Raw genomic sequence first — 21,189 nt, 5'->3', positions numbered from 1 at the left:
ACCTTCTTCAAGGGCAAGCATTGGCACAACGAGCACAACCCTTTACGGAGTCAATTCACCCGGTCGCCGACCCCGGTCGCACAAAGACAAAAAACCGGGAACGCTCCTACACCATCCGCCAGCGCATGACGCTGGCAATCGGTGCTTGCATATTACTGATATCCCTTGTCAGTTCCGTACTGATTGGCACCATGGCCGCCAGCTCCATGAAGGAGCAATATATCGAAACCGGTCTCAGCATTGTCGCCGGGCTGGCCGAACAAAGCCTGTTTTCGGTACTTTACAATGATACCGAACAGGCTCGCGTCAGCATGCAAACCGTGCTGGGTTTTCCGGGAGTCAACGAAACTGCCATTTATGACGCCCGGGGCACCGAAATATTCAGCCTCGGTGAACGAAAGGAAGTACTGGATCGCAACGCCTGGTTCAGGCAGGCAAAAAGAATCGACTCGGTACGCTCCAGCCTGATTCATGAAACCGTATCAGGCTGGCATTTTATAGCGCCTATTCTGAAGACCGAGGTCAATGACCTGCACTCCGTCTCCAGGAATACCGGTCGGGAAATTGTCGGCTATGCCTACATAGTCATTGACAATTCGACCGTCAACAACGCAAGGCACACAATCATCGCCGGGACAGTACTGATCATCAGCATACTCGGGATCGCGATGCTGATAACTATTAACATGCTTCTTGGTACACTTGTAAAACCGGTTAGCGACATATCGGATATTATGGAAGAAGCCCAGAAACTGAAATGGAATCACCTGCGCGCGCCGATTTCAGGGCCACGCGAGGCAAAAACCATTGCGCTGGCCTTCAATCGCCTGATGGATGTGCTGGTTGCCCGCGAAGACGTGCTGATGTCACAAAAATCCTTGCTGATACAAAAACTGGAGGACCAAGCTCGTATCGAATCGAAGCTGAAAGAGAACCGGAACTTTCTCGACGGCGTAGTCAACTCGGTCTTCGACATGATTATCATCACCGACAACTATGGCATCATCATACAGAGCAACCGGTCAATAGAAATGATCCTGGGATATTCACCGGAATCTGTTGTCAACAAATCCATATCTGCGCTGATTCCCGATTTGCGTGAACAAGGGGCTATCGAGCGATTTACGCAGGCAGGTCTTGCCGAAGTCCTGGGCCACCATGCTGACGGCAGCAAGGTTCAGCTCAGCATTCACGCGCAAAAACTGGCTTCCGAACATCATACGGTCTATGTCTACACCCTGCGCGACATTACACAGCAGCAGCAATATGAATCACAACTCGCCCGCACCGCTGCAGAACTGGCTAATTATGCTGACGCCCTGAAGAACAAGAACACCGAGCTGGATAATTTTGCCTATGTTGCCTCGCATGATCTCAAGGCACCATTGCGCGCCATCTCAAATCTGTCAACGTGGATTGAAGAAGACCTGGGCGAAATTGAGAACCCGGAAATCAAGGAGCACCTGAAACTGTTGCGTAGCCGGGTGATACGCATGGAGGATTTGATTAACGGCATTCTGCAATACTCGCGTGCCGGGCGCATCAGCGCGGAGCTGTCACCAACAGATACTTCTGACATGATCCATGGCATCATGGATATGCTTGGCGTCGATGACCGCTTTACAATCAAAATCAGCCCGCACATGCCCAGTTTTGACTGTGCCCGTACACCTCTCGCCCAGGTATTCTCCAACCTGATCAGTAACGCCATCAAGTATCACGACAAGGATAACGGCACCATTGAAATAAATGTGCATGACCGGGATTCGGAGTACGAGTTTGTTGTCTGCGATGACGGCCCGGGCATAGATCCGCAATATCACGAAGTGATATTCGGTATCTTCCAGACACTGCATTCAAGAGATGAAATTGAAAGTACTGGAATCGGCCTGGCCGTTGTCAAAAAGATCATTGCTGATCAAAAAGGAAAGATATGGCTGAACTCGGAACCCGGCAAAGGCACGTGCTTCCATTTCACGTGGCCGAAAATCACAATGCCCGTGCAGTCATGAGACCACGGGATTCAGGCCAGTCGCCTGTATCTTGCGGCATTACGTAACAGCGATTTCTTCTGCTTCTGCCACGGTTGCAGCCAGGGCAGGCCGCGGCGCATCAAGCCGGCACAAAGCAGCAGTTCGGATTCAAGATCATCAATATGAATAAACTCGGGCGCGGGGCCGGCCTTGCCACGACAATCCGGCCCGCCCTCAAACCCCTGGTTATGATAATTGCCAAGCGGCACGGTAATACCGATTGTAGTCAGGCCATAAATGGTTGCCGCCGTAGCTTCGCAGGCGCCGCCGTCCATAATCCGCTTCTGGTACCGATTCGGCAGCAGTTTTTCAGCCACGTCTGTCGCCACCTTCAACGCATCGGCGTTGAACACGGTCCGGCGATCACCAAGACGAACAATAGGTCCCTTGCCTACCACTGCTCCGGGCAAGGTTCGCGATGCCTCGAGACTGACGCACAATAACTTGTTCCGGTAGCGCTCAAACCAGCCCAGCTCGAAATGATTGATGGCACCAACAAATCCGACTTCCTCGCCCCGTGTCAATAATCCAATGAATGGCGCGCTGCCTTTAAGGCGTGACAACTTGCGCGCCAGGCGCAGCACGGTAAATACTCCGGCAAGATCATCGGCTGCATTCGTATAAATACGCTTCCCCTGCAGCCACACCGGTTTGCGAAACCGGAATGAACCGAACAATTCTGTTGCTGGCGGTCTCGGGGAAAGCGGTTGTTTGAATACTATCTCGGCACTGTCCATGGCCCATCCACCCTTGACCAGGGTGACCCCGGCCAGGCGCCCGCTACCGATACGGCCGTCGTTACCGGCACAATACACTTCCGCACCGGCTACATGGCGGGTTGGTGTACCGCCATGCCATTTCACCTTCAGCCTGCGGTCATCGATCCACTTTACCCCGTGATAACCCGGGTGATCCATGTGCGCCATAAACATCCGCACCGGTTCGTCCGTTGCGTCTTTCAGCAGCTTTTTGTACCCGGCAACCGAGTTGACGCCGATGACAATATTACCTGCCGGATCAAGAAAGTATGGCAAGTGGTAACGGTCCAGGAAATCACGTGCCACGGCACTGACAAACTGCTCCCTGAACGGGGCCGTCGGCTGGGATAGCAGCGAGAAAAGAAAATTCTGGTCGGATTTATTCATGGCCGGAACTATAGCCGGTCATGATTTAAGTTGCCAGCTACCTGCTGCTGGCGACGGTCAGCGCCTTGCTGGCGAGCTGGCACAGGTAACGAAAACGCTTGTAACTCATTTCATCAATGTCAGCATCAGTGCTTCGACGGTCTGCGTACAGCATGCCTACCGGTTTGCCGCTGACAAACAGCGACATGGCGCAAAACGAGTTTACGCCTATCAGGTCCCGGATGGGCCTCGGAATCAGGCCGCCGAACTTTTCCTGGTTATGTGACCCGTACCGCAGGCCCTGGGGCTTTTTCATAATCTGGGTAAACAGGTGCGGTGTACCCAGGAAAATATGAAACCGGTTGAATATGGGGTCACTGTCAGACCCGATCATGAATCGCGCTTTCAGTTCACGGCGATCATGAGACAACATGGCAAACACGGCGCGGTTAAAACCTACGCCTTCATGCAATCCATGCATCACTTTGCGCATAATATCGCTCAGGCTCATGGATGACATGCCGTTTTCCAGCTCCCGCACGATCGCCTGGAAAGATTCGGCCTGGGGAGTCAGGCAATAAGCGCCGGATGATCCGCTTTCCAGAGATTCGCGCTGGTCCGGCTCAGGTATGAGTGGCAGCAATGCAGCCGCTGGCGGAACACCGTAAACACCGGCTTCACGGGCCACTGCCACGGCGGTTTTCTGCACTCGCGCTGCCATGTCATCAAAAGGCAGCCCCAGGTAGTCAGCCACATGATCAATGGTTTCATCGACCTCCCTGTTAAACCATCCTCTTTCGGTGGCGCGCGCCAGTTTCGCCGCCAGCATAATACCCAGGGCGCGCTGATCCCGGGCATTTTCCGGGCGCAGGCTCTGTGCTGCCAGGGTCGGCATGTGCCATTTCTCCATCATGGCACGCGAGTAATGCTCGATACTGTTACCAAGCACCAGGTATTCCGCTTCATCGACGGGCATCTGGTTATGCGTGCGCAAATCGGCAAGTTGTTTCATTTTGTCCGGCGCCTGCACCCACAACGCCATCTCGCCCAACTCATGTAACAAGCCGGCAATAAACAGCTCTTCGGGATGCAGGTCCATTCGCAAGTGTCCCCAGTCCCAAGCCTGGCTGGCGGCGTGATAGGCCCGGCTTACTGCCCGGCGATACCCGTTCAAGGCTTCGCCATGCAACTCCTTCTCGGCCGTGGCGATTCGCGTCGGCAAGCGAAACAGGTTATCCATTCCCATCATCATTGCCGCCCGCTCTGCCGTGGTGACCTCGGCACGCAGGCTGTTATTGCTCTGGTTTGCCAGCTTGAGCGCATGCGCAACCAGACCAGGATCGCGCAACAGGATATGACTGAGTCGCGCCCAGGAAACATCATCCCCTTCAGTCTTCAACGCAGCCAAATCGTCGACACTGCAGGCCAGGATGGGCAGCGGTTTGCTGATCACGTCTTCCAGTGACACCACAAGCTGGGCGCTCATGCTTCCTCTCAGAGATTGTTTTTCAATGCCTCTAATTCGGTGCCGAAAGCAAAAAACTTTAAATCGAGCAGCTTTTGTAGGTGAAAATACCGCTAAAACACTACGGTAAAGACATTGAACCAGCGGGCCGATAGCTGGAGACAGTACTACAGTTCAATCGCAACACTCATGGAAGACCAGATATGCTCCTGATAGTCGGTTTCTTGATCGTTCTTGGCTCGGTGGCGGGCGGGTACGTGCTTTCCCACGGCGAATTAATGGCACTGTGGCAACCCTACGAACTTATTATTATCGGTGGTGCCGCCTTTGGTGCCTTCGTCGTATCCAACCCAAGTAAAACCCTTAAAGCAGTATTCAAATCCATCCCGGCGCTGCTGAAAGGTTCGCCTTATAACAAGTCTATATATCTCGACCTGCTGTCATTGCTTTTTGACATTCTCAACAAGGCGCGCAAGGAAGGCATGATGGCGATTGAAAACGATATTGAAGAACCGGACAGCAGTGAACTATTCAACAAGTATCCCAAGATCCAGAAAAATCATCACGCTGTTGAGTTTATTGCCGATTATTTTCGCCTGGTGGTAAGCGGCAGCATGAACCCGTTTGAAATGGAAGCACTGATGGACCTGGAGCTGCAAACCCATCACCATGAAGCTGAGGCGCCGGGCGATGCCTTGCAAAGTGTGGCCGATGCCCTGCCTGGTTTTGGTATTGTGGCCGCGGTACTGGGTATTGTTATCACCATGGGCTCACTGGGCGGGCCACCGGAAGTCATCGGTCATCACGTGGCGGCGGCCCTGGTGGGCACGTTCCTGGGCATCCTGATTGCCTATGGCTTCGTCGGCCCGATGGCGACATCGATAAAAAACATGGCGGCCGCCGAAGGCAAATTCTTTGAAGTGATCAAGACAGTCATTATGGCGTCGCTTAACGGCTATACACCACAAGTCGCCATCGAGTTTGGTCGCAAGGCCATGTATGCCAGTGATCGTCCGGGCTTCAAGGAGCTGGAAGAGCACATCAAGAACAAATAGGTCACAGGGACATGCAGGATAAAACTCAACCGATAATCATAAAGAAGATCGTCGGCGGTCATGGCCACCATGGCGGTGCCTGGAAGGTGGCCTTCGCCGATTTTGCTACGGCAATGATGGCATTCTTTTTACTGCTTTGGCTCATGGGCTCCACTACCAAAGAACAAAAAGGCGCTATCTCGGAATACTTTAACAACCCCAGCCAGACACCGGGCGCCAGCCAGAGTCCCAATACGTCACCGATACAGGGTCCGGGTGGCTCCAGTACCAGCTTGATCGAACTGGGCGGCGCCATGGATATCACCGATGGTTCCGGCGATGATCCGGAAAAGGAATTCAACAAGGAAAACATTGACGCGCAGACTGCCGAACAGATTGCCGAAGCACTGGAGGAAAAACGGCTCGAGTCATTGATGGAAAGTCTGAAACACGCGATAGAGCAAAGCCAGGCGCTGAAACCGTACAAGGATCAGCTGTTTCTCGACATTAGTCCCGAAGGGCTTCGCATCCAGATTGTCGACAAGGAAAACCGGCCCATGTTTGATTCCGGGTCCGCCAATCTTAAGAATTATACCGATGAAATCCTCCGTGAGTTGGCCGGCTTTATCAACACGGTCCCCAACAAGATCAGTATTACCGGTCATACGGACTCAACATTGTTTGGTTCGCGTCGTGATTACACCAACTGGGAACTCAGTGCCGATCGTGCCAATGCCGCGCGCCGCAGCCTGCTCGCCGGCGGCATGGATCCGACCAAGTCCGGTCGCGTAGTCGGCCTGTCTGACACCGTGCCCTTTGACAAAACCAACCCGGAGAATCCGATTAACCGGCGCATCAGCATCATCGTCATGAACAAGAAAACCGAGGATGCCATTAACCAGCAGAACACCGCCGATGCCCGAACACTGATTGACTCGTTACCGGAACAAAAAATTGAACAGTCGGCTGTAAAACCGGCTGGTGATAACAGCAACTCCGGAACCATTCCGTCTCCCGTCCGCCAGGAAAAGCCAGCAGGCAAAACCAAGGATGTCTGGAAAGAACTGGACGGTTTTCTCGAAAAATAAAAATGCCCCTTTCAGATGAAAGGGGCTTTTGCTTTCTGCAAAGCCTGTTGCTAAATCAGGGCAACACTGGCGCGATAATATTGGTATTGCTTATGACCAGTGCAGCGCCACCAGAACCGATAAAATTCGCCATCTCTGACTGCATTTCCTCGGCCACGGAAGCTGACAATAGATCCGGGTCACCGGCAGCATTGTTCGGACTTAACAGAGAACCATGATGACCGGAATTAAAGCGCACCCAGGCAGCAAGGTTGGCACCGGTTGCTGACGCTGTATAGCCGGTCAGACCCATGGCCTTGGCCAAGGGATCGGTTCCCGCCGTGGGCGAAGTCGTGGTTGTCGACATGGATGGATAGGCCACGTAGTTGGGTACCACCTGGTCCGGCAACTCGTTGGCATTACCGCCAACAACCTCGAACAACAACAGGCCACGACCGGCCACTGATCCGGCTGCATAATTGATTGGATCACCGGAATCCACAACAGTCTGGGCAACATTCATGAACGCCTCGTAGTCTGCCGTACCTTTCATGACCCCGGCGGAAGCCAGGCCTGCTTCCAGGATCGGGCCAAATGTCGGCGACCCATCCAGCACTTTCAATACATGGCCACCAGGCATACCCAGCACTGATGTACCAACATTGCCATCCAGTGCCAGGAACGGCCCGCCAACAATGGCGCCCAGTGAATGGCCGACAAAGTTGACTGCGGCACCATTCAGGCTTTCGCCAGTCGGCGTCATGGTGCCATCCAGCAATACCGCGCCACCAAGACTGGCTCGCAGTGTCAGCAGGTCAGCAATGCCCTGGCGCAAGTTGTCACGCGATGTCAGCAGGCTGGCAAGATTGATGAAGTGCGAACCGGAATCATCAATAACACCATCTGGCCCGGGTACCCCGGTACCGTTATCAATATAGTCCACGTCAAAGGTACGCTCGGCACCAGCACCGGCATAGAGCGGACTCGTTGCATCGGTAATTCCGTGCAGCGGTAAATCTATAGCGATTACAGCACGGCCTGCTGCAGCCAGGCTGCTGGCCACGGCCAGGGCGTTGGTGCGATCCTGGGTAATGCCATGCTGGAAAATCACTACCGGCCAACCACCGGCAGGCATGGCCATGCCATTGGGCACAGTCATCAATACCGGTACAGTTTGCGTGCTGGTCGCCACCGGCATCGGGTTATAACGCGTAGTGAAACCACCGCCTGCTGCCAGCCAGAACTTGGATAATATTTCCTGATTGTCAGGCACACCCGGTGCTGTCAGGTAATACGGCAGGTCAAGTGTGCCAACATAAATATCGGCATCCGCGCCTGCCGCATTCAGTCCCAATGCAGTCAGGGTCATGCCGCTGTTAACTGCCATCAGTGTCTGCGCTGCAGCCCCGCCCGCGACGGCAGCCAAAGTATCGGACACTGACTGGGTGGTGAAACTCCAGCTCAGGATAATATTGGCTGAAGGAAGGTCCGCTACAGTATCAGCCACGTCGTTGGTAATCGTGTAAGCCTGCACTGTTGCCTCGGCGGCATTGGTCAGCTGGCGCAACGGTTCCAGCGCCTGTGCCTGTGTATCGGACAGCCCGCCGAAATTGCTGACGCCGCCGGTATGCAGGGGCGAAGTGGTTTTGGCCAGCGCGTAGATAAAGTCAGAAACAAAAGCCTTGCCACCAGCAGTCATAATGCCATTGGACAGGGTAACAAGGTAGGTGGCGTTCTGCGCCAGCGCCCTCAGCGGAACAATGCCAACAGTCGTACCATCACCAGGCGCCCGAAATGCCAGGTAGTCCACGCCTGAAACCAGCTCGCTATTGATACCGGTTACGGCCGGCCCGGTAAGAGAAACGGAAAATACCCGCACCGTATCACCACCCAGCAGGCTGGCATCATCCACGGCCGTGGAGAATGTTGTGGTCATGGTGCCAACCGGCGAAAACCCGTCCAGCGCGTTCAACGCGACTTTTGGATCAGAGTAATCATTGGGATCTGCAACCGGGACATTCAGCGTGCCATCAACGGTGCCACTGAACATCAGGTCACTGGGAAACGGAATCACGCCGTCGGATGGAGCAAACCTGGCATAGTGGCCGATAGAACCAACAAGATCCTGAACGGTAGTGGTTTTTTCTTCGCTGTTGCAGGCACCAAGCTGCGTGGCAACAAGCATAACCAGCAGCGGAAACAAATTTTTTCGTATCATCATTATTCTCCCGATATTGACTTTGGAGACCGAGAACAATTCCTCTAATCCTGTCATGGCTGGGTTACTGGAATTCATAGGTCAACTGCACACTGACGATATCAACACTGGCTTCATAGCTGCCGGTGATTGTATGGGCCAGCGCTCCCTCGGTCGTATTGTCAATCTTGGCATCATTGATAATAAGGTGGGCGTAACCTGCATCAATATTGATATTCTTGCTGTAACGATAGCCCAGGCCCACACTGATCCAAGTACGATCACTGTCCGGCACTCTTACAGTACGGTGCTCGGCATCGGCTACCGGTGTCTGATCGTAGGCAACGCCGGCTCGAAACAGAATATCGCCACTGTAACGATAGTCGCCGCCAACAGCGATACGCCAGCTGTCCTGCCAGTCTTCAGTAGTTACGGAATCCGGCTGCGTCGAGTCATAAACCACCCGCAATTCATCAAAACTCGACCACTGGGTCAGCGTGGCATCGGCCATAATGTTGGTTTTGTCATCGAACGCATAATGCAGACTAAGCGATGTACTGGCGGGCAAGGTCACACTGGCCTCGGCACCGGTATCAGTGAAATAGCCGGACGCCGTCATGAAGCTTGCATTGACCGGTACCGAAAATTCGGCGTCGCCGTCCACGTCATGCTTCACCGCTGAACGATAGGCAAAACCAAACCGTGCCTTGGGATTGATATCCCAGATCAGGCCCAGGTTTGCCCCATAGGACCAGCCTTCTCCACTAATGACGGCAAAACCGTCTGATTGCTGCGGCGCCAGCCCGGCCGACGTGCACGTGCCTGCCGGCAGCACACCACCCAACTCCTGCAACGCGCAGATACTGCCGAAGTCCACGGCGCTGCTTAATTCAACATTGACATACTGTGCGTTCACGCCAAGGCCGAGAGCAACATCATCAGACATCCTGAACGAATAGGCCGGGTTGATATTGATGGTTTTCATGGCAGATCGAACGCCGTGATAGCGCCCAACCCAGTCGTCATTATATTCGGTCGTCAATCCGAATGGCGCGTTAAGCCCGAAGCCAAACTTGCCGCCATTCCCAAGCGACTTGACGATATAGGCATTGGGAACAAATGCCTTGTGATTGGATCCGTCATCATCGCCGGTCAACGGTGACGGTGACGGTGTGCCCTGCATGGCAGTCGATCCTTCATTGGTAAAATCCGCTGTTGGCACGATGTAGTGCCCAACCATTACAACCTGGTCACCTTCCAGGTAACTCATGCCGGCAGGATTAAAATATACAGTGGATGCATCCTTGGTACCGGCGGCGCCGCCAGCATAGGCATTACCCATTCCGGATGCAGAATTTTCTATCAGCGCAAAGCCCGCTGCACTCGCCATTCCCGAAGCGGCTGCGGACATGATCGCTAACGATACAGACATAGCCAACCTGCGATGGAAACCCATGGCCTTCCCCTTTTCTTGTTAATGTTCGATGGATGAAGCTATATTACCTTTTCCTAATTTTATTAACTATCAAAGGCATAAAGACAGGAAAAATTTAATTGTAGGCTGATGGCGGTCTAGTGTAAATGCTGGCGAAAACAGGTAACGCGGGCGCGACAATTCAACGTGCCCGTAACTGATGCCGGAGAAACTTTCTATATATACTTCAACTTAGTCGGCGAAATGCCTGCATTACATTGGGCAGGCGCTCAATCTTCAGTAATACACGGCTGAGTACATCAATATCAGGAATTTCTACCGTCAACACCATGACTGCAACATTGCGGTTTTTGTCAGTGTGCGTGTTTACCGCGATAACATTTATATCCTCGTTGCTCAACAGGTTGGAAATATCGCGCAACAGGCCGGGTCGATCGTAGGCATCCAGCTGGATATCGACCGGGTAGGTTTTTCGTAACTGCTGTCCCCAGCTAACTTCAATCAGCCTGTCGTTGGCATCGGTAGTTGAACGCAAGATATTGGGACAATCTCGCCGATGAATGCTGACACCACGACCACGGGTGATGTAGCCCATGATGGGCTCACCCGGTACCGGGCGACAACAGCGTGCCAGGTGCGTCATCAGGTTGCCGACCCCGTGAATACAGATGGCATTGGTGCTCTCGGTAACCGGCGACGATTCAGCCGGTGCAACCGGTTCAGGAGTGATTTCAACGGCAACCGGTTTTGCGGTTAGCCTGTTGGCAACGGATACCAGGCGACTGGATTTGACCTCGCCGCGACCAATCGCGGCATACAGATCCTCAACCTTGTCAAAACTGAGCTTGGTCGCCAGCTTGTCATGGGCAAGGCCGGTAATACCCATGCGTTTCAGTTCACGCTCCATACTGTCGCGGCCGGATTCCGCGTTCTTTTCAAAATCCTGATGCCGGAACCAGGCCTGCACCTTGGAACGGGCACGATTGGTTTGCAGGTAACCCAGGTGAGCATTGAGCCAGTCCCGGCTTGGGCTGCCCTTCTTTACGGTTAATACCTCCACTTGCTCACCGGTTTTCAGTGTATAGGTCAGGGGCACAATATGGCCGTTCACCCGCGCGCCACGGCAGCGGTTTCCAACCTCGGTATGGATGCGATAGGCAAAATCGAGTGGCGTAGCGCCCTGTGGCAAATCAATAATATTGCCCGTCGGGGTAAATACGTAGACACGGTCGCTGAATACTTCGGATTTAAATTGATCGACAAATTCTCCGGCGCCGGCCAGCTCGTCCTTCCATTCCAGCAGTTGTCGCAACCAGGCAATTTTTTCATCATAACCCTGATCTGCCTGGCGACCCTCCTTGTATCGCCAATGAGCCGCCACGCCGTACTCGGACAGCTTGTGCATATCCCTGGTGCGAATTTGCACTTCGACTGTCTTGCCTTCAGGACCAATCACTGCCGTGTGGATGGAGCGATAATTGTTCTCCTTGGGCGTGGCAATATAGTCATCGAATTCACCAGGTATGTACTGCCACAGGGAGTGCACCACACCCAGTGCCGCGTAACAGTCACGCAACGAGTCAACCAGGATGCGCACGGCGCGCACATCATAGATCTGGTCAAAATCCTTGTGCTTGCGCTGCATTTTTTTCCAGATACCGTAGATATGCTTCGGCCTGCCCTTGACCGACGCATGAAGACCGGTTTCAACCAGTTCCTTGTCCAGCCTGGATACAAACCGGTTGATATACAGCTCGCGATCTACGCGCCGTTCGGCCAGCATTTTGGCTATTTGGTGATAGGACTCGGGCTGAAGGTAGCGGAAAGCCAAGTCTTCCAGTTCCCACTTGATTTGCCAAATACCCAGACGATTGGCCAAGGGGGCAAAAATGTCCATGGTTTCCCGGGCAATTCGGCGTTGTTTTGCCCCGGGCAGCGAAGCCAGTGTGCGCATATTATGCAGACGGTCTGCCAGCTTGATCAGTACCACGCGCACATCTTCGGCCATTGCCAGCAACATCTTGCGCAAACTTTCGGCGCGCACACCCTCTTTCGCCAGGATATCCGAGGGGTCACGAAAACTGTGGATATGGCTCAGCTTGGTTACACCGTCGACCAGGGCGGCAACAGTTGCGCCAAATTGCGACTGGATATCGGCGAGTATTACGTCGCTGTCTTCGACCACGTCATGCAACAATGCTGCAATAATCGTCTCATGATCAAGATTCAGGCGGGTCAGAATGGAGGCTACGGCAAGTGCATGATTGATATAGGGTTCACCTGAAGCCCGGGCCTGGCCCCGATGCGCTTCCAGCGCACATAAGGTGGCCGCCTTGATCTGCTGAAACTCGGGCTCCGGCCATTTATCCCTGGCCGTATTCAGCCACACGGCCAGCTCGTCTGGCGCGGTATCCTCGGGTGGCGTTGACGTCCCGACTTCGGATATTTCCGCTTTCACGGGGCATTTCCATTCCGTTAATATAGATACATTATGGGTTTATCCACAACAAAAAACAAAGCAAATAACTGTAAAATACGCTGATATTCGCAGTTTTTTCAGCTTTCACATCATGCCCGGTGCCATGCTCAAAACTATTCAGGAATTTTTCCACGCACAGCTCGAAGAGGCTCGCTCCAAGACCTCTCACGATGAGAATCAATTGCATCTCGCGGCAGCAGCACTGCTGATTGAAATGACGCGGGCTGACCATCAGCGTGACGACGTGGAAATGCAGGCAGTTCTCCGGGCGCTAAAACGAAGCTACAGCTACGACGACGAGCAACTGGCTACGTTACTGGATCTTGCCGAAGCGGAAGCCGCGGATATGACTTCGTACCATGAATTCTCGTCATTAATCAAAAACGGTTTCAGCTACGAGGATCGTGTGCGCGTGATCGCGATGCTCTGGGAAGTGGCATTTGCCGATGGCCGTATCGACCATCACGAGGAACACCTTGTCAGGAAAATCGCGGGACTTTTGTATGTCAGGCGCGAAGACATCGTTGCTGCCAAGTCCCTGGCGATTCAGCACCATGAACACCATATTGGCGATAAAACCTAGGCCTGTACGCCACGCCCTACAAAAGCCATCTGGTCCAGCCGGTCACACTACCCGGTTTCGCAACTCGCCAGCCTGGTAGGCAGCAATGTTCCGGGCCACCTCATTTATCAACCGCTGCCGCGACTGAACGCTAGCCCAGGCAATATGTGGCGTTACAACCAGGTTGGGCCGATCAGCCTTGAGCAGGCAACTAACATCAACCGGTGGCTCCACGGCCAGCACATCAATACCGGCACCGCCAATTTGCTCATCTTCCAGCGCCCGCAACAAAGCGGTTTCATCAACGATTCCGCCACGAGCCGTGTTGATCAACAATGCACTCTTCTTCATCGTAGCCAGTTGCTCCGGCCCGACCAGGTTTCGGGTATTGTCTGCCAACGGACAATGCAGGCTGACAACATCAGCCCTGCTCAATAAATCCATCAAAGGCAGTCGCCCCGGCGGCGGATCGGGATCTCCCGGACGTGCGGCAATTATCACTTCCATCCCAAACGCTGCTGCGACCCGCGCTACGCCCTGGCCCAGCTCACCATATCCGACAATGCCCATGCACTGTCCGTCCAGCTCGGTGATGGAATAGTCCAGCAAACAGAAAAATGGTGATTGCTGCCAGCGACCAGCCTTCACGGCGCGCTGGTATTCCGGCAATCGCGTGCGCAATGCCAGGATCAGGGCAAAAACATGTTGGACAACTGATGGCGTGGCATAGCCGGTCACATTGGTGACCGCAATACCCCGACGACGTGCCGCATCAAGGTCGATGTTGTTTGTGCCGGTAGCTGCCACGCAGATCAGATCCAGCTCCGGCACCTCGGACATGATCCGATCATTGATAACCGCCTTGTTCACCACGGCCACGGTGGCGCCTCGCAGATGGTCAATGACCTCGTCCGAATTCGTCAGGTCAAAAAAAGACCAGTCATCAAGACTGGTCTCCAGGCTGGTGAAATCGAGATCACCGTTGTCAAGTGAAGCACGATCCAGGATCACACCGCGCATGGCGACTTCCTATTTAAACTTGGCGTCAAATTGCTTGATGACATCAGCTGTAATATCCATGGAATCTTCGGCAAATAACAGTCCGGAGGCGGATTTTTCCAGCACCATGCTGATCTTTTTCTCGGCAGCCAATGCGACAACGATTTTCTGAATCTCCATCCCTGCCCGTCGTGTAAATTCCCGCTCCTTGTCCTGGACTTCTCGCTGAGCCTTGGCGGTTTCCTGCTGGTAAGCCTGGACCTTGGCGGTAAATTCCTGTTTCCATTTGTCACTTTGCGCCTTGCTCATGGTGAGCTTGTCTTTGTCAAACTGCTTGCGCTGTGCGTCCAACTGCTTTTCTGTCTTTTCAAGTTCGGTTTTTTTCTGCTTGAAAAACTTTTCAATCTTTTCGCGCTCTTTCTTTCCTGCCTGGCTGTTGTTCAGCACAGCCTGCCCGTCCAGGTAGGCAATTTTCAGGTCAGCGGCAGCCGGTTGTGCAACGGCAACCATGACGGCCAGTGATACAAGTACTGCAAACAATCTCATTGATGTCTCCTCAACCATTTTCTGTTCAGGCATCCAACGAATTACCGGGATCCCGGTGTTGCTGGTGCTCAGGATTTTTGCGCCAATTGAGCCGATTCAATTGCGTCAATAGAGTCGCGGGCGATTTCGCGCACATCGGCATGCTCATCCTCAAGACATTTCGTCAACTCAGGAATTGCGTCAGCGTCGCCCGACAGGCCCAGATAATGACACACATCGGCGCGAATCCGTACCTCCGGGCGCCCCAGCAATGCGATCAACTTCGGAATGATCCGGACCAATGTATCAGTTCCCTCTAGTTGCTCCATGACTGCCGCGACCCCAAGCTGCACGGAAATATCCAGCTCGGGCTCTGCCATCAGCGCGACAACCGCTTCCAGTGCTTGCGGTTCCCGCTTGACACGGTCGGTTACCCGGGCAAGGCCGCCTTGCCGGAGTTCCTCGGCGAAAAAATCAGCCAGGGTCAACGCGGGAGTGTGCCCCGGTAACCAGCGCTCCAGTTCCCGCCCGGTATGACTGCCACTGAACTCGAATTCACCAATCCGGAACCAGGGAACTGAACGCACACCGTAGCGATTGGCAATTTCCGGCTCCCGGGAAATATCAATTTCGCTGAATCCGGGTAATTTCCCCTCACTGACAAGATCAGTCAGTATACGGTGTACGCTGGCACAGTGCGGGCAGCCTGGAGTCGTCAATAATATAGTCTTGGCTCGGGAAGTCATGAGACCCAGTATAACCCAAACTCCCTTCAGACTATGGCTGCGTTGAAAACAACGTAGCGCTATACTCACGAAATGAAAGCCATGACCCTGACTTTTGCCCGCATTTTCCCAGCCGAATCGGAACAACGTACCGATCGACTCTTTGGACTGGTCAACCTGGCCGCGCTGGCATTGCTTTGTCTTGCCTTGGCCCAGCTCACCTGGAAGATCATAGACCCGGCACCTTCATTCCGGACACTGGTGCCTGCCGGGACCAGTAGCGGCCCGAGTTCCCCGACTATCAACCTCGGCGCCATCAAGAACGCCAATCTTTTCGGCAAAGCCCAGACCCCGGGTACAACGACGCTTGCGGAAATTCCGCTTAGCAGCCTGAACCTGAAGCTCAATGGCGTTGTCGCGGCCGGCCCTGACAGCGTCGCGCTTATCAGCGTTACCGGCCAGCCGGAAGCGCCGTTTTTCATCGGCGAGGAGGTCAGCCCTGGCGTGACCCTGGATTCAGTGCATGCCGACAGGATATTCCTGGCCCGGAACGGGGTTCTGGAAAGCATTCTTCTCGAAGACCAGGGGTCGCCCCTGCCGGAAGGTGCCGTCGTCAACAGCCCACCGCCGAGCTCCCCCGGGGATTCAGTCACGGAACTCGGCCAGAACAATTATGCGATTCCGCGCAATCTTATCGACTCCCAGCTTGCCAATCCCGAGTTCTTGCGCAATGCCCGCATTGTTTCCAATAAGGACGGCGGCTTCCTGGTAAAAAATATCAAGCCCGGCAGCCTTTATGAAAAACTGGGCTTGCAAAAAGGTGATGTCATTATTGGCGCCAACGGTCAGCCTATCAACAATATCCAGGACGCCATGCGTCAGTACCAGCAACTGGGCACACTCGGGCAGGTCGAACTGGAAGTCAAACGTGGCGGCAACAGGCAAACACTTAACTTTCACCTGCAGTAATGCATTCCAGGCGCAGGCAAATGACTTATCGCTTCGGTCCCGAACGGCAACAACATCAAATATTCGCGCCACTGCTCATGGAGCCCGCCACTGGCGCCACCAGTCAACTCACCGTTCGTTTCAAATGATCGACGTTCAGGCCTGGCCCAAAAGGCAAATCGGAACTGTGTTCGAAATTAGCCAAATCGGTCGTAACCAAAACCCGGGTGCCGAACCCGGACGTTTCCCGGCCAATCCGGGCCACGCAACGGAAGACGTTACGAAGCGTTCGGACTTAATGACCGCAAAATGCGCGGCACGACAATCCCTGGCGCCATGTGGCAAGATGCCTTTCTGTTGCCACTGACACGTCGGTGCGGTATACGTAATCTTGTTATTCAATCTGGTGCCGAACTTGAAACAACTGATTATTATCTTTCTCACCGGTTTCGCACTTTCGGGATGCATGAATGGCGAATGGCCAACCGGGCAGCTGGCGGTAAAAAATGGAGACGCGACCGCTATAATTACCGATATTTATATCACTTTTGACTGCTCGGATCGCTGGGGCAACGTCGACTACACCAGCCTCAGTATTGCGCCTGGCGCATCGTCGGAAGTCTATGACCTGGAAACCCACGTCTACGACGTACTGGCCTGCTTTGACACTGGCACCTGCGGCCAGGCCCTGGACGTGGAAGTCTACGACGTCGGCGTGACCGAGGTGACCATTGTTGACAGCGGTACTATCATCAAGGCCCCGGCCAACTGCCTGTAAACGGATCAATTCATCGGATTGAAAAACAAAAAGCCCCGATATGACTACCGGGGCTTTGTTGTGCTGCTTCAAAAGAAATTACTTGGAGGCGATCTCTTCCAGCTTGGTGGCACGAACGATATTGCCGTCCAGACCTGAAGCCTTGGCATCATGACCATAGGCCACTGCCATTAACTGGCTGTAGTAGGTCACCGGGATCTTGTACTTCTTGCCAAACTTCTTGTTGATCTGCTCCTGGTATACCTCGACGTTCATCTGGCATACGGGGCATGGCGTGACAATCATTTCGGCACCGAAATCATAGGCGGATTCCAGGATCTTGTTGATCTGGTTATAGGCCTTGTCCGGCTCGGAGAACGCCAGCGCACCGCCGCAACAGGTGACTTTCTGGTCATAGTTTTCAATGGGTTCACCACCGAGGGTGCCGACCAGCTTGTCCAGGTATCTCGGGTTTTCGAAGGATTCATTGTCAACGCCGAACGGGCGGTTGGTCTGGCAACCCACGTAACCGGCAATCTTGATACCTTCGAGCGGCTTCTTGACCGGCTTGGCCAATTCGTCATAACCGAAGTCTTCGATAAGCACCTCAACCATATGTCGAATCGGCGTCTGGTTCTTGTAATCACCTTCGAGGCCGGCTTCTTTCAGGACTTCCTTGATGTCAGCCAGCAACTCACCGGAATGGGCCACGCGCTCGGAAGTTTCCTTGGTACCCAGCCAGCATGCGGCGCAGGTGGCAACAATGTCCTGTCCCGGGTTGTTCTTTTCTGACAGTGCCACGTTACGGGCGTTCAGCGCGTGACGTGGCAGCTCGCCACCTTCGGCATAACCGATGGAGGCACCGCAGCAGTTCCAGTCCGGGATCTCATTCAGCTCGATATCCAGTGTCTTGCACATGGATTCGACCGAAGTCATGTAGTTCGCAGCTGAAGCCTTACGCTCGGAGGAACAGCCAGGATAAAAAGAATATTGTTTCTTAGCCATTGATAAGCTCCTTACGCCACGCCTTTGCGCTTGTCTTCGATTTCACGGGCTTTCTTCAGCATGGCCTTGTAGCCCTTGCTGTCTTTTACGCCTGCATGGGAGAACAGGCCAAACGCATTGAGACGACCGGTTTTCATAAGACCAAGACCGACGCCCATCATTTCCAGGCCCTTCTTGATACCGGATACAATGCCGTCCATGAAATACAGTTTCACTGACAGTGCCAGTTCGTTTACGCGGCCACTGGAAGCAATGTTGTTCCAGAAGATCGTGGCGAATCTACGGGTCGGGTTCTGCTTGTGGGCAATACCCAGGCGATTCGCGTAGTTGGCCAGGCCATGCATGATGTGAGTAATGGGCAGTTCGCGCGGGCAACGTACAATACAGTTGTAGCACGAGGTACACATCCACATGGATTCGGACGTCAGCACTTCTTCACGCTTGCCGGCGCGGATCATCATGAAGATTTCCTGCGGCGGATGTTCCCAGGCATTACCCAGCGGGCATGAACCGGCGCAAACACCGCATTGCATGCACATCTTTACCCAGTTGCCTTCTTCTACGTTGGCTTCAACTTCCTTGAGGAAGTCATTATGGTATTTCTCAACCATGGCGGTATTTGTACTCATTGACCTCTCCTAGAACTTGAACGGGCTCATGCCGATTTGTTCGATCGTCTTCATGGTCTCGTCAAAAATCTGGGGTACACGATCGACATCGGTAATGGCAATTTCAAACGTCTGAACACGTTCTGGCTCCAGGTTGAGCGATTGCAATGTATCGCCGATCTTGCTCATACGGGTACTGGCCAGTTCAGAACCCTTCACGAAGTGACACTGGTACTCGTCACCACGCTTGCAGCCCATCAACAATACAGCGTCGTAACCGCTGTTCATGGCATCCGATACCCAGATGGTGTTCACGGAACCGAGGCAGCGAACCGGGATAACACGAACAAATGGCGTGTACTCGGTACGCTTCATGCCCGCCATATCCAGCGCCGGGTAGGCGTCGTTTTCACAAGCCAGTACCAGGACACGCGGCTTCTCTTCAAACTCGTCAGGCATATCAACCGCTTTCAGCTGGGAACCGACGGTGTCGATCGAGTAATTGGCGAAAGAAATAACGCGTACCGGGCAGGCGCCCATACAGGTGCCACAACGACGACAACGACCTTCGTTGAACTGCGGGTAGCGTTGCTCATCTTCGTCGATGGCGCCAAACGGGCACTCTACCGTGCAACGCTTGCACTGGGTGCAACCTTCCTTGCGGAACAACGGGTAAGTCAAGTCACCGGAACGAGGATGTGCGGCGCGCCCCTGGGACGCGTTTTCAACTGCCTGGATCGCTTTCATGGCAGCGCCGGTAGCATCTTCCACGGCCTGGGCAATATCCATGGGACGGCGAACCGGGCCACACGGATAAATGCCGGTACGACGGGATTCATACGGGAAACAGATGAAGTGTGAGTCCTGGAAACCATGGCGCAGGTGCGGCAGGTCTTTGCCCTGGCGATAATCCAGGTTCAGGATAGATACTTCCTGGCTGTTTGCAGCCGCTTCGCCTTCGGCTTCGATATCAACACCGGAATTCGGCACCTGGCCTGTTGCCAGGACCACGAGGTCAGCCTTGACAGCGACTTCCTCATTCAGGATGACATCCTTGAATTTCACGTTCAGGTCAGAACCGACTTCCATCGGCCAGCCCTTGGTGAAAACCACGCCCTTGCGTTGGGCGCTGCGATAAAAGTCTTCGCCGTTACCCGGTGTGCGCAAATCGGTGTACATGACCACCGTATCCACATCCGGGTTGGCATCCTTGAAGTACATGGCCTGCTTGATAGACGTGTTGCAGCAGTGGCCAGAACAATAAGGCAGCTGACCGTCTTTCGGGCTGCGCTGACCGGCACACTGGATGAAAACGACCGATTTTACTTCCTTGCCATCTGAAGGACGCTTGATGGCTCCGCCATTGGCAGCCCTGGCCAGCTCTTCCAGGCCGACAGCGTCAACCACATCCGCCGACTTGCCGTAACCGTACTTGTCGAGGCTGGCGGGGTCATACGGCGTGAAACCGGAAGCCTGGATAATGGCGCCAACGTTCTCGGTTGCCGTGCTGCCGGACTCGGTGGAAATATCAACACTGAACTGACCCGGCGCACCGGAGGTACGGCTGATAGTTGAATTCAGGTGCACCGTAATCCTGCTGCTGGCGTTAACGGCTTCGACCATCGCGGCCACACCGGTATCCTGCGGATCAGCATACGGTTCAACATTCGGAACTTTCTTGTGCAGCCTGGCGGCCATGCCACCCAGTTCGCCGGTCTTTTCCACCAGCAATACTTCGTAGCCGGCCTTGGAAGATTCCAGCGCTGCAGTCATACCCGAGATACCACCACCAACAACAAGAATACGCTTGTTGGAACCGCGATTTTCATTAGGCTCCGGGATATTCATCTTGGCGACTTCGGCGCAACCCATGCGCACATAGTCATCGGCCATATCCTGCACCAGTTCCTGGTTGTCACCGTTATCCGGGTGTGACCAGATGACACCTTCGCGCAGGTTGGTACGGGCGATAGCGACGTTTTCGAAACTGAATGCTTCGACCTTGGCACGGCGTGAGCAGGCAGCGATCACAACGTGGTTTACGCCTTCGTTATCGATGTCTGCCTGGATTGTGGCCACACCATCAGCATTACACAGGAAGTCATGCTCCTTCACTACCTGGGCCTTGCCTTCGCGCTGGGCAATATTGCCCAGCTGACCGCAATCAAGGCGATCGCCGATGCCACAGCCCTTACAAATATATGCACCTATTTTCATATCAGCCAT

At 54.0% G+C, this 21,189-nt stretch carries 17 protein-coding genes; 6 read left to right on the top strand and 11 right to left on the bottom strand.

Features of this window, described 5'->3' with window-relative positions:
- The first annotated feature begins 20 nt into the window (after positions 1-20).
- On the top strand, positions 21-2,012 hold the full coding sequence (locus OEZ10_04405; protein ID MDH5632218.1) for an ATP-binding protein: 1,992 nt from the start codon (positions 21-23) through the stop codon (positions 2,010-2,012).
- Between the two features lie 11 nt (positions 2,013-2,023).
- Here the strand turns inward: OEZ10_04405 and OEZ10_04400 are convergent, their stop codons facing one another.
- Entirely contained in the window at positions 2,024-3,178 is a 1,155-nt protein-coding gene (locus tag OEZ10_04400) for a hypothetical protein (GenBank protein ID MDH5632217.1), read from the bottom strand.
- Between the two features lie 37 nt (positions 3,179-3,215).
- Positions 3,216-4,643 (bottom strand): HDOD domain-containing protein, encoded by a 1,428-nt coding sequence (locus tag OEZ10_04395; protein ID MDH5632216.1) that lies wholly within the window; start codon positions 4,641-4,643, stop codon positions 3,216-3,218.
- 182 nt (positions 4,644-4,825) lie between these two features.
- Between OEZ10_04395 and motA the strand changes: the two genes are divergently transcribed.
- Both motA and motB read left to right on the top strand, forming a co-directional pair.
- Positions 4,826-5,677 (top strand): flagellar motor stator protein MotA, encoded by an 852-nt coding sequence (motA, locus tag OEZ10_04390; protein MDH5632215.1) that lies wholly within the window; start codon positions 4,826-4,828, stop codon positions 5,675-5,677.
- An 11-nt stretch (positions 5,678-5,688) separates the two neighbouring features.
- Positions 5,689-6,744 carry a flagellar motor protein MotB gene (motB, locus tag OEZ10_04385; protein ID MDH5632214.1) on the top strand — a complete coding sequence of 352 codons (1,056 nt, stop codon included), beginning with the start codon at positions 5,689-5,691 and terminating at the stop codon, positions 6,742-6,744.
- Between the two features lie 55 nt (positions 6,745-6,799).
- Here motB and OEZ10_04380 read toward each other — a convergent pair whose 3' ends face one another.
- The 3 genes from OEZ10_04380 to relA form a co-directional block, all read right to left on the bottom strand.
- A complete protein-coding gene (locus OEZ10_04380; GenBank protein MDH5632213.1) occupies positions 6,800-8,944 on the bottom strand; it encodes a lipase in 2,145 nt (714 codons plus the stop codon).
- Between the two features lie 61 nt (positions 8,945-9,005).
- Entirely contained in the window at positions 9,006-10,352 is a 1,347-nt protein-coding gene (locus OEZ10_04375) for an outer membrane protein transport protein (protein MDH5632212.1), read from the bottom strand.
- A gap of 229 nt (positions 10,353-10,581) precedes the next feature.
- Complete coding sequence (gene relA, locus OEZ10_04370; protein ID MDH5632211.1) at positions 10,582-12,813, bottom strand: GTP diphosphokinase; 2,232 nt, start codon at positions 12,811-12,813, stop codon at positions 10,582-10,584.
- Between the two features lie 124 nt (positions 12,814-12,937).
- Here relA and OEZ10_04365 point away from each other — a divergent pair, with 124 nt between their 5' ends.
- On the top strand, positions 12,938-13,417 hold the full coding sequence (locus tag OEZ10_04365) for a TerB family tellurite resistance protein (protein MDH5632210.1): 480 nt from the start codon (positions 12,938-12,940) through the stop codon (positions 13,415-13,417).
- 42 nt (positions 13,418-13,459) lie between these two features.
- On the opposite strand, the gene OEZ10_04360 is transcribed toward OEZ10_04365, so the two are convergent.
- The 3 genes from OEZ10_04360 to OEZ10_04350 all read right to left on the bottom strand — a co-directional run bounded on the left by OEZ10_04360 (position 13,460) and on the right by OEZ10_04350 (position 15,666).
- Complete coding sequence (locus OEZ10_04360; GenBank protein ID MDH5632209.1) at positions 13,460-14,416, bottom strand: 2-hydroxyacid dehydrogenase; 957 nt, start codon at positions 14,414-14,416, stop codon at positions 13,460-13,462.
- A 9-nt stretch (positions 14,417-14,425) separates the two neighbouring features.
- Positions 14,426-14,941, bottom strand: coding sequence for an OmpH family outer membrane protein (locus OEZ10_04355; GenBank protein MDH5632208.1), 516 nt, complete (start codon positions 14,939-14,941; stop codon positions 14,426-14,428).
- 68 nt (positions 14,942-15,009) lie between these two features.
- Entirely contained in the window at positions 15,010-15,666 is a 657-nt protein-coding gene (locus OEZ10_04350; protein MDH5632207.1) for a HEAT repeat domain-containing protein, read from the bottom strand.
- A gap of 81 nt (positions 15,667-15,747) precedes the next feature.
- On the opposite strand from OEZ10_04350, the gene OEZ10_04345 reads away from it, so the two are divergent.
- Positions 15,748-16,614: a PDZ domain-containing protein gene (locus tag OEZ10_04345; GenBank protein MDH5632206.1), complete on the top strand. Its 867-nt coding sequence runs from the start codon at positions 15,748-15,750 to the stop codon at positions 16,612-16,614.
- Between the two features lie 394 nt (positions 16,615-17,008).
- The gene (locus OEZ10_04340) at positions 17,009-17,371 is read left to right on the top strand and encodes a hypothetical protein (protein ID MDH5632205.1); all 363 of its coding nucleotides are present in this window, start codon (positions 17,009-17,011) and stop codon (positions 17,369-17,371) included.
- A 78-nt stretch (positions 17,372-17,449) separates the two neighbouring features.
- On the opposite strand, the gene OEZ10_04335 is transcribed toward OEZ10_04340, so the two are convergent.
- Genes OEZ10_04335 through OEZ10_04325 form a run of 3 tightly spaced genes read right to left on the bottom strand, consistent with a single transcriptional unit; the run spans position 17,450 to position 21,189 of the window.
- Positions 17,450-18,355 carry a CoB--CoM heterodisulfide reductase iron-sulfur subunit B family protein gene (locus OEZ10_04335; protein MDH5632204.1) on the bottom strand — a complete coding sequence of 302 codons (906 nt, stop codon included), beginning with the start codon at positions 18,353-18,355 and terminating at the stop codon, positions 17,450-17,452.
- Positions 18,356-18,366: 11 nt separating this feature from the next.
- The gene (locus OEZ10_04330) at positions 18,367-18,984 is read right to left on the bottom strand and encodes a 4Fe-4S dicluster domain-containing protein (GenBank protein MDH5632203.1); all 618 of its coding nucleotides are present in this window, start codon (positions 18,982-18,984) and stop codon (positions 18,367-18,369) included.
- 9 nt (positions 18,985-18,993) lie between these two features.
- On the bottom strand, positions 18,994-21,189 hold the full coding sequence (locus tag OEZ10_04325; protein MDH5632202.1) for a hydrogenase iron-sulfur subunit: 2,196 nt from the start codon (positions 21,187-21,189) through the stop codon (positions 18,994-18,996).

The organism is Gammaproteobacteria bacterium (assembly GCA_029880545.1).
Classification (GTDB): Bacteria; Pseudomonadota; Gammaproteobacteria; order Acidiferrobacterales; family SZUA-150; genus JAOUOD01.
This window is presented reverse-complemented; position numbering and strand designations above follow the sequence as displayed.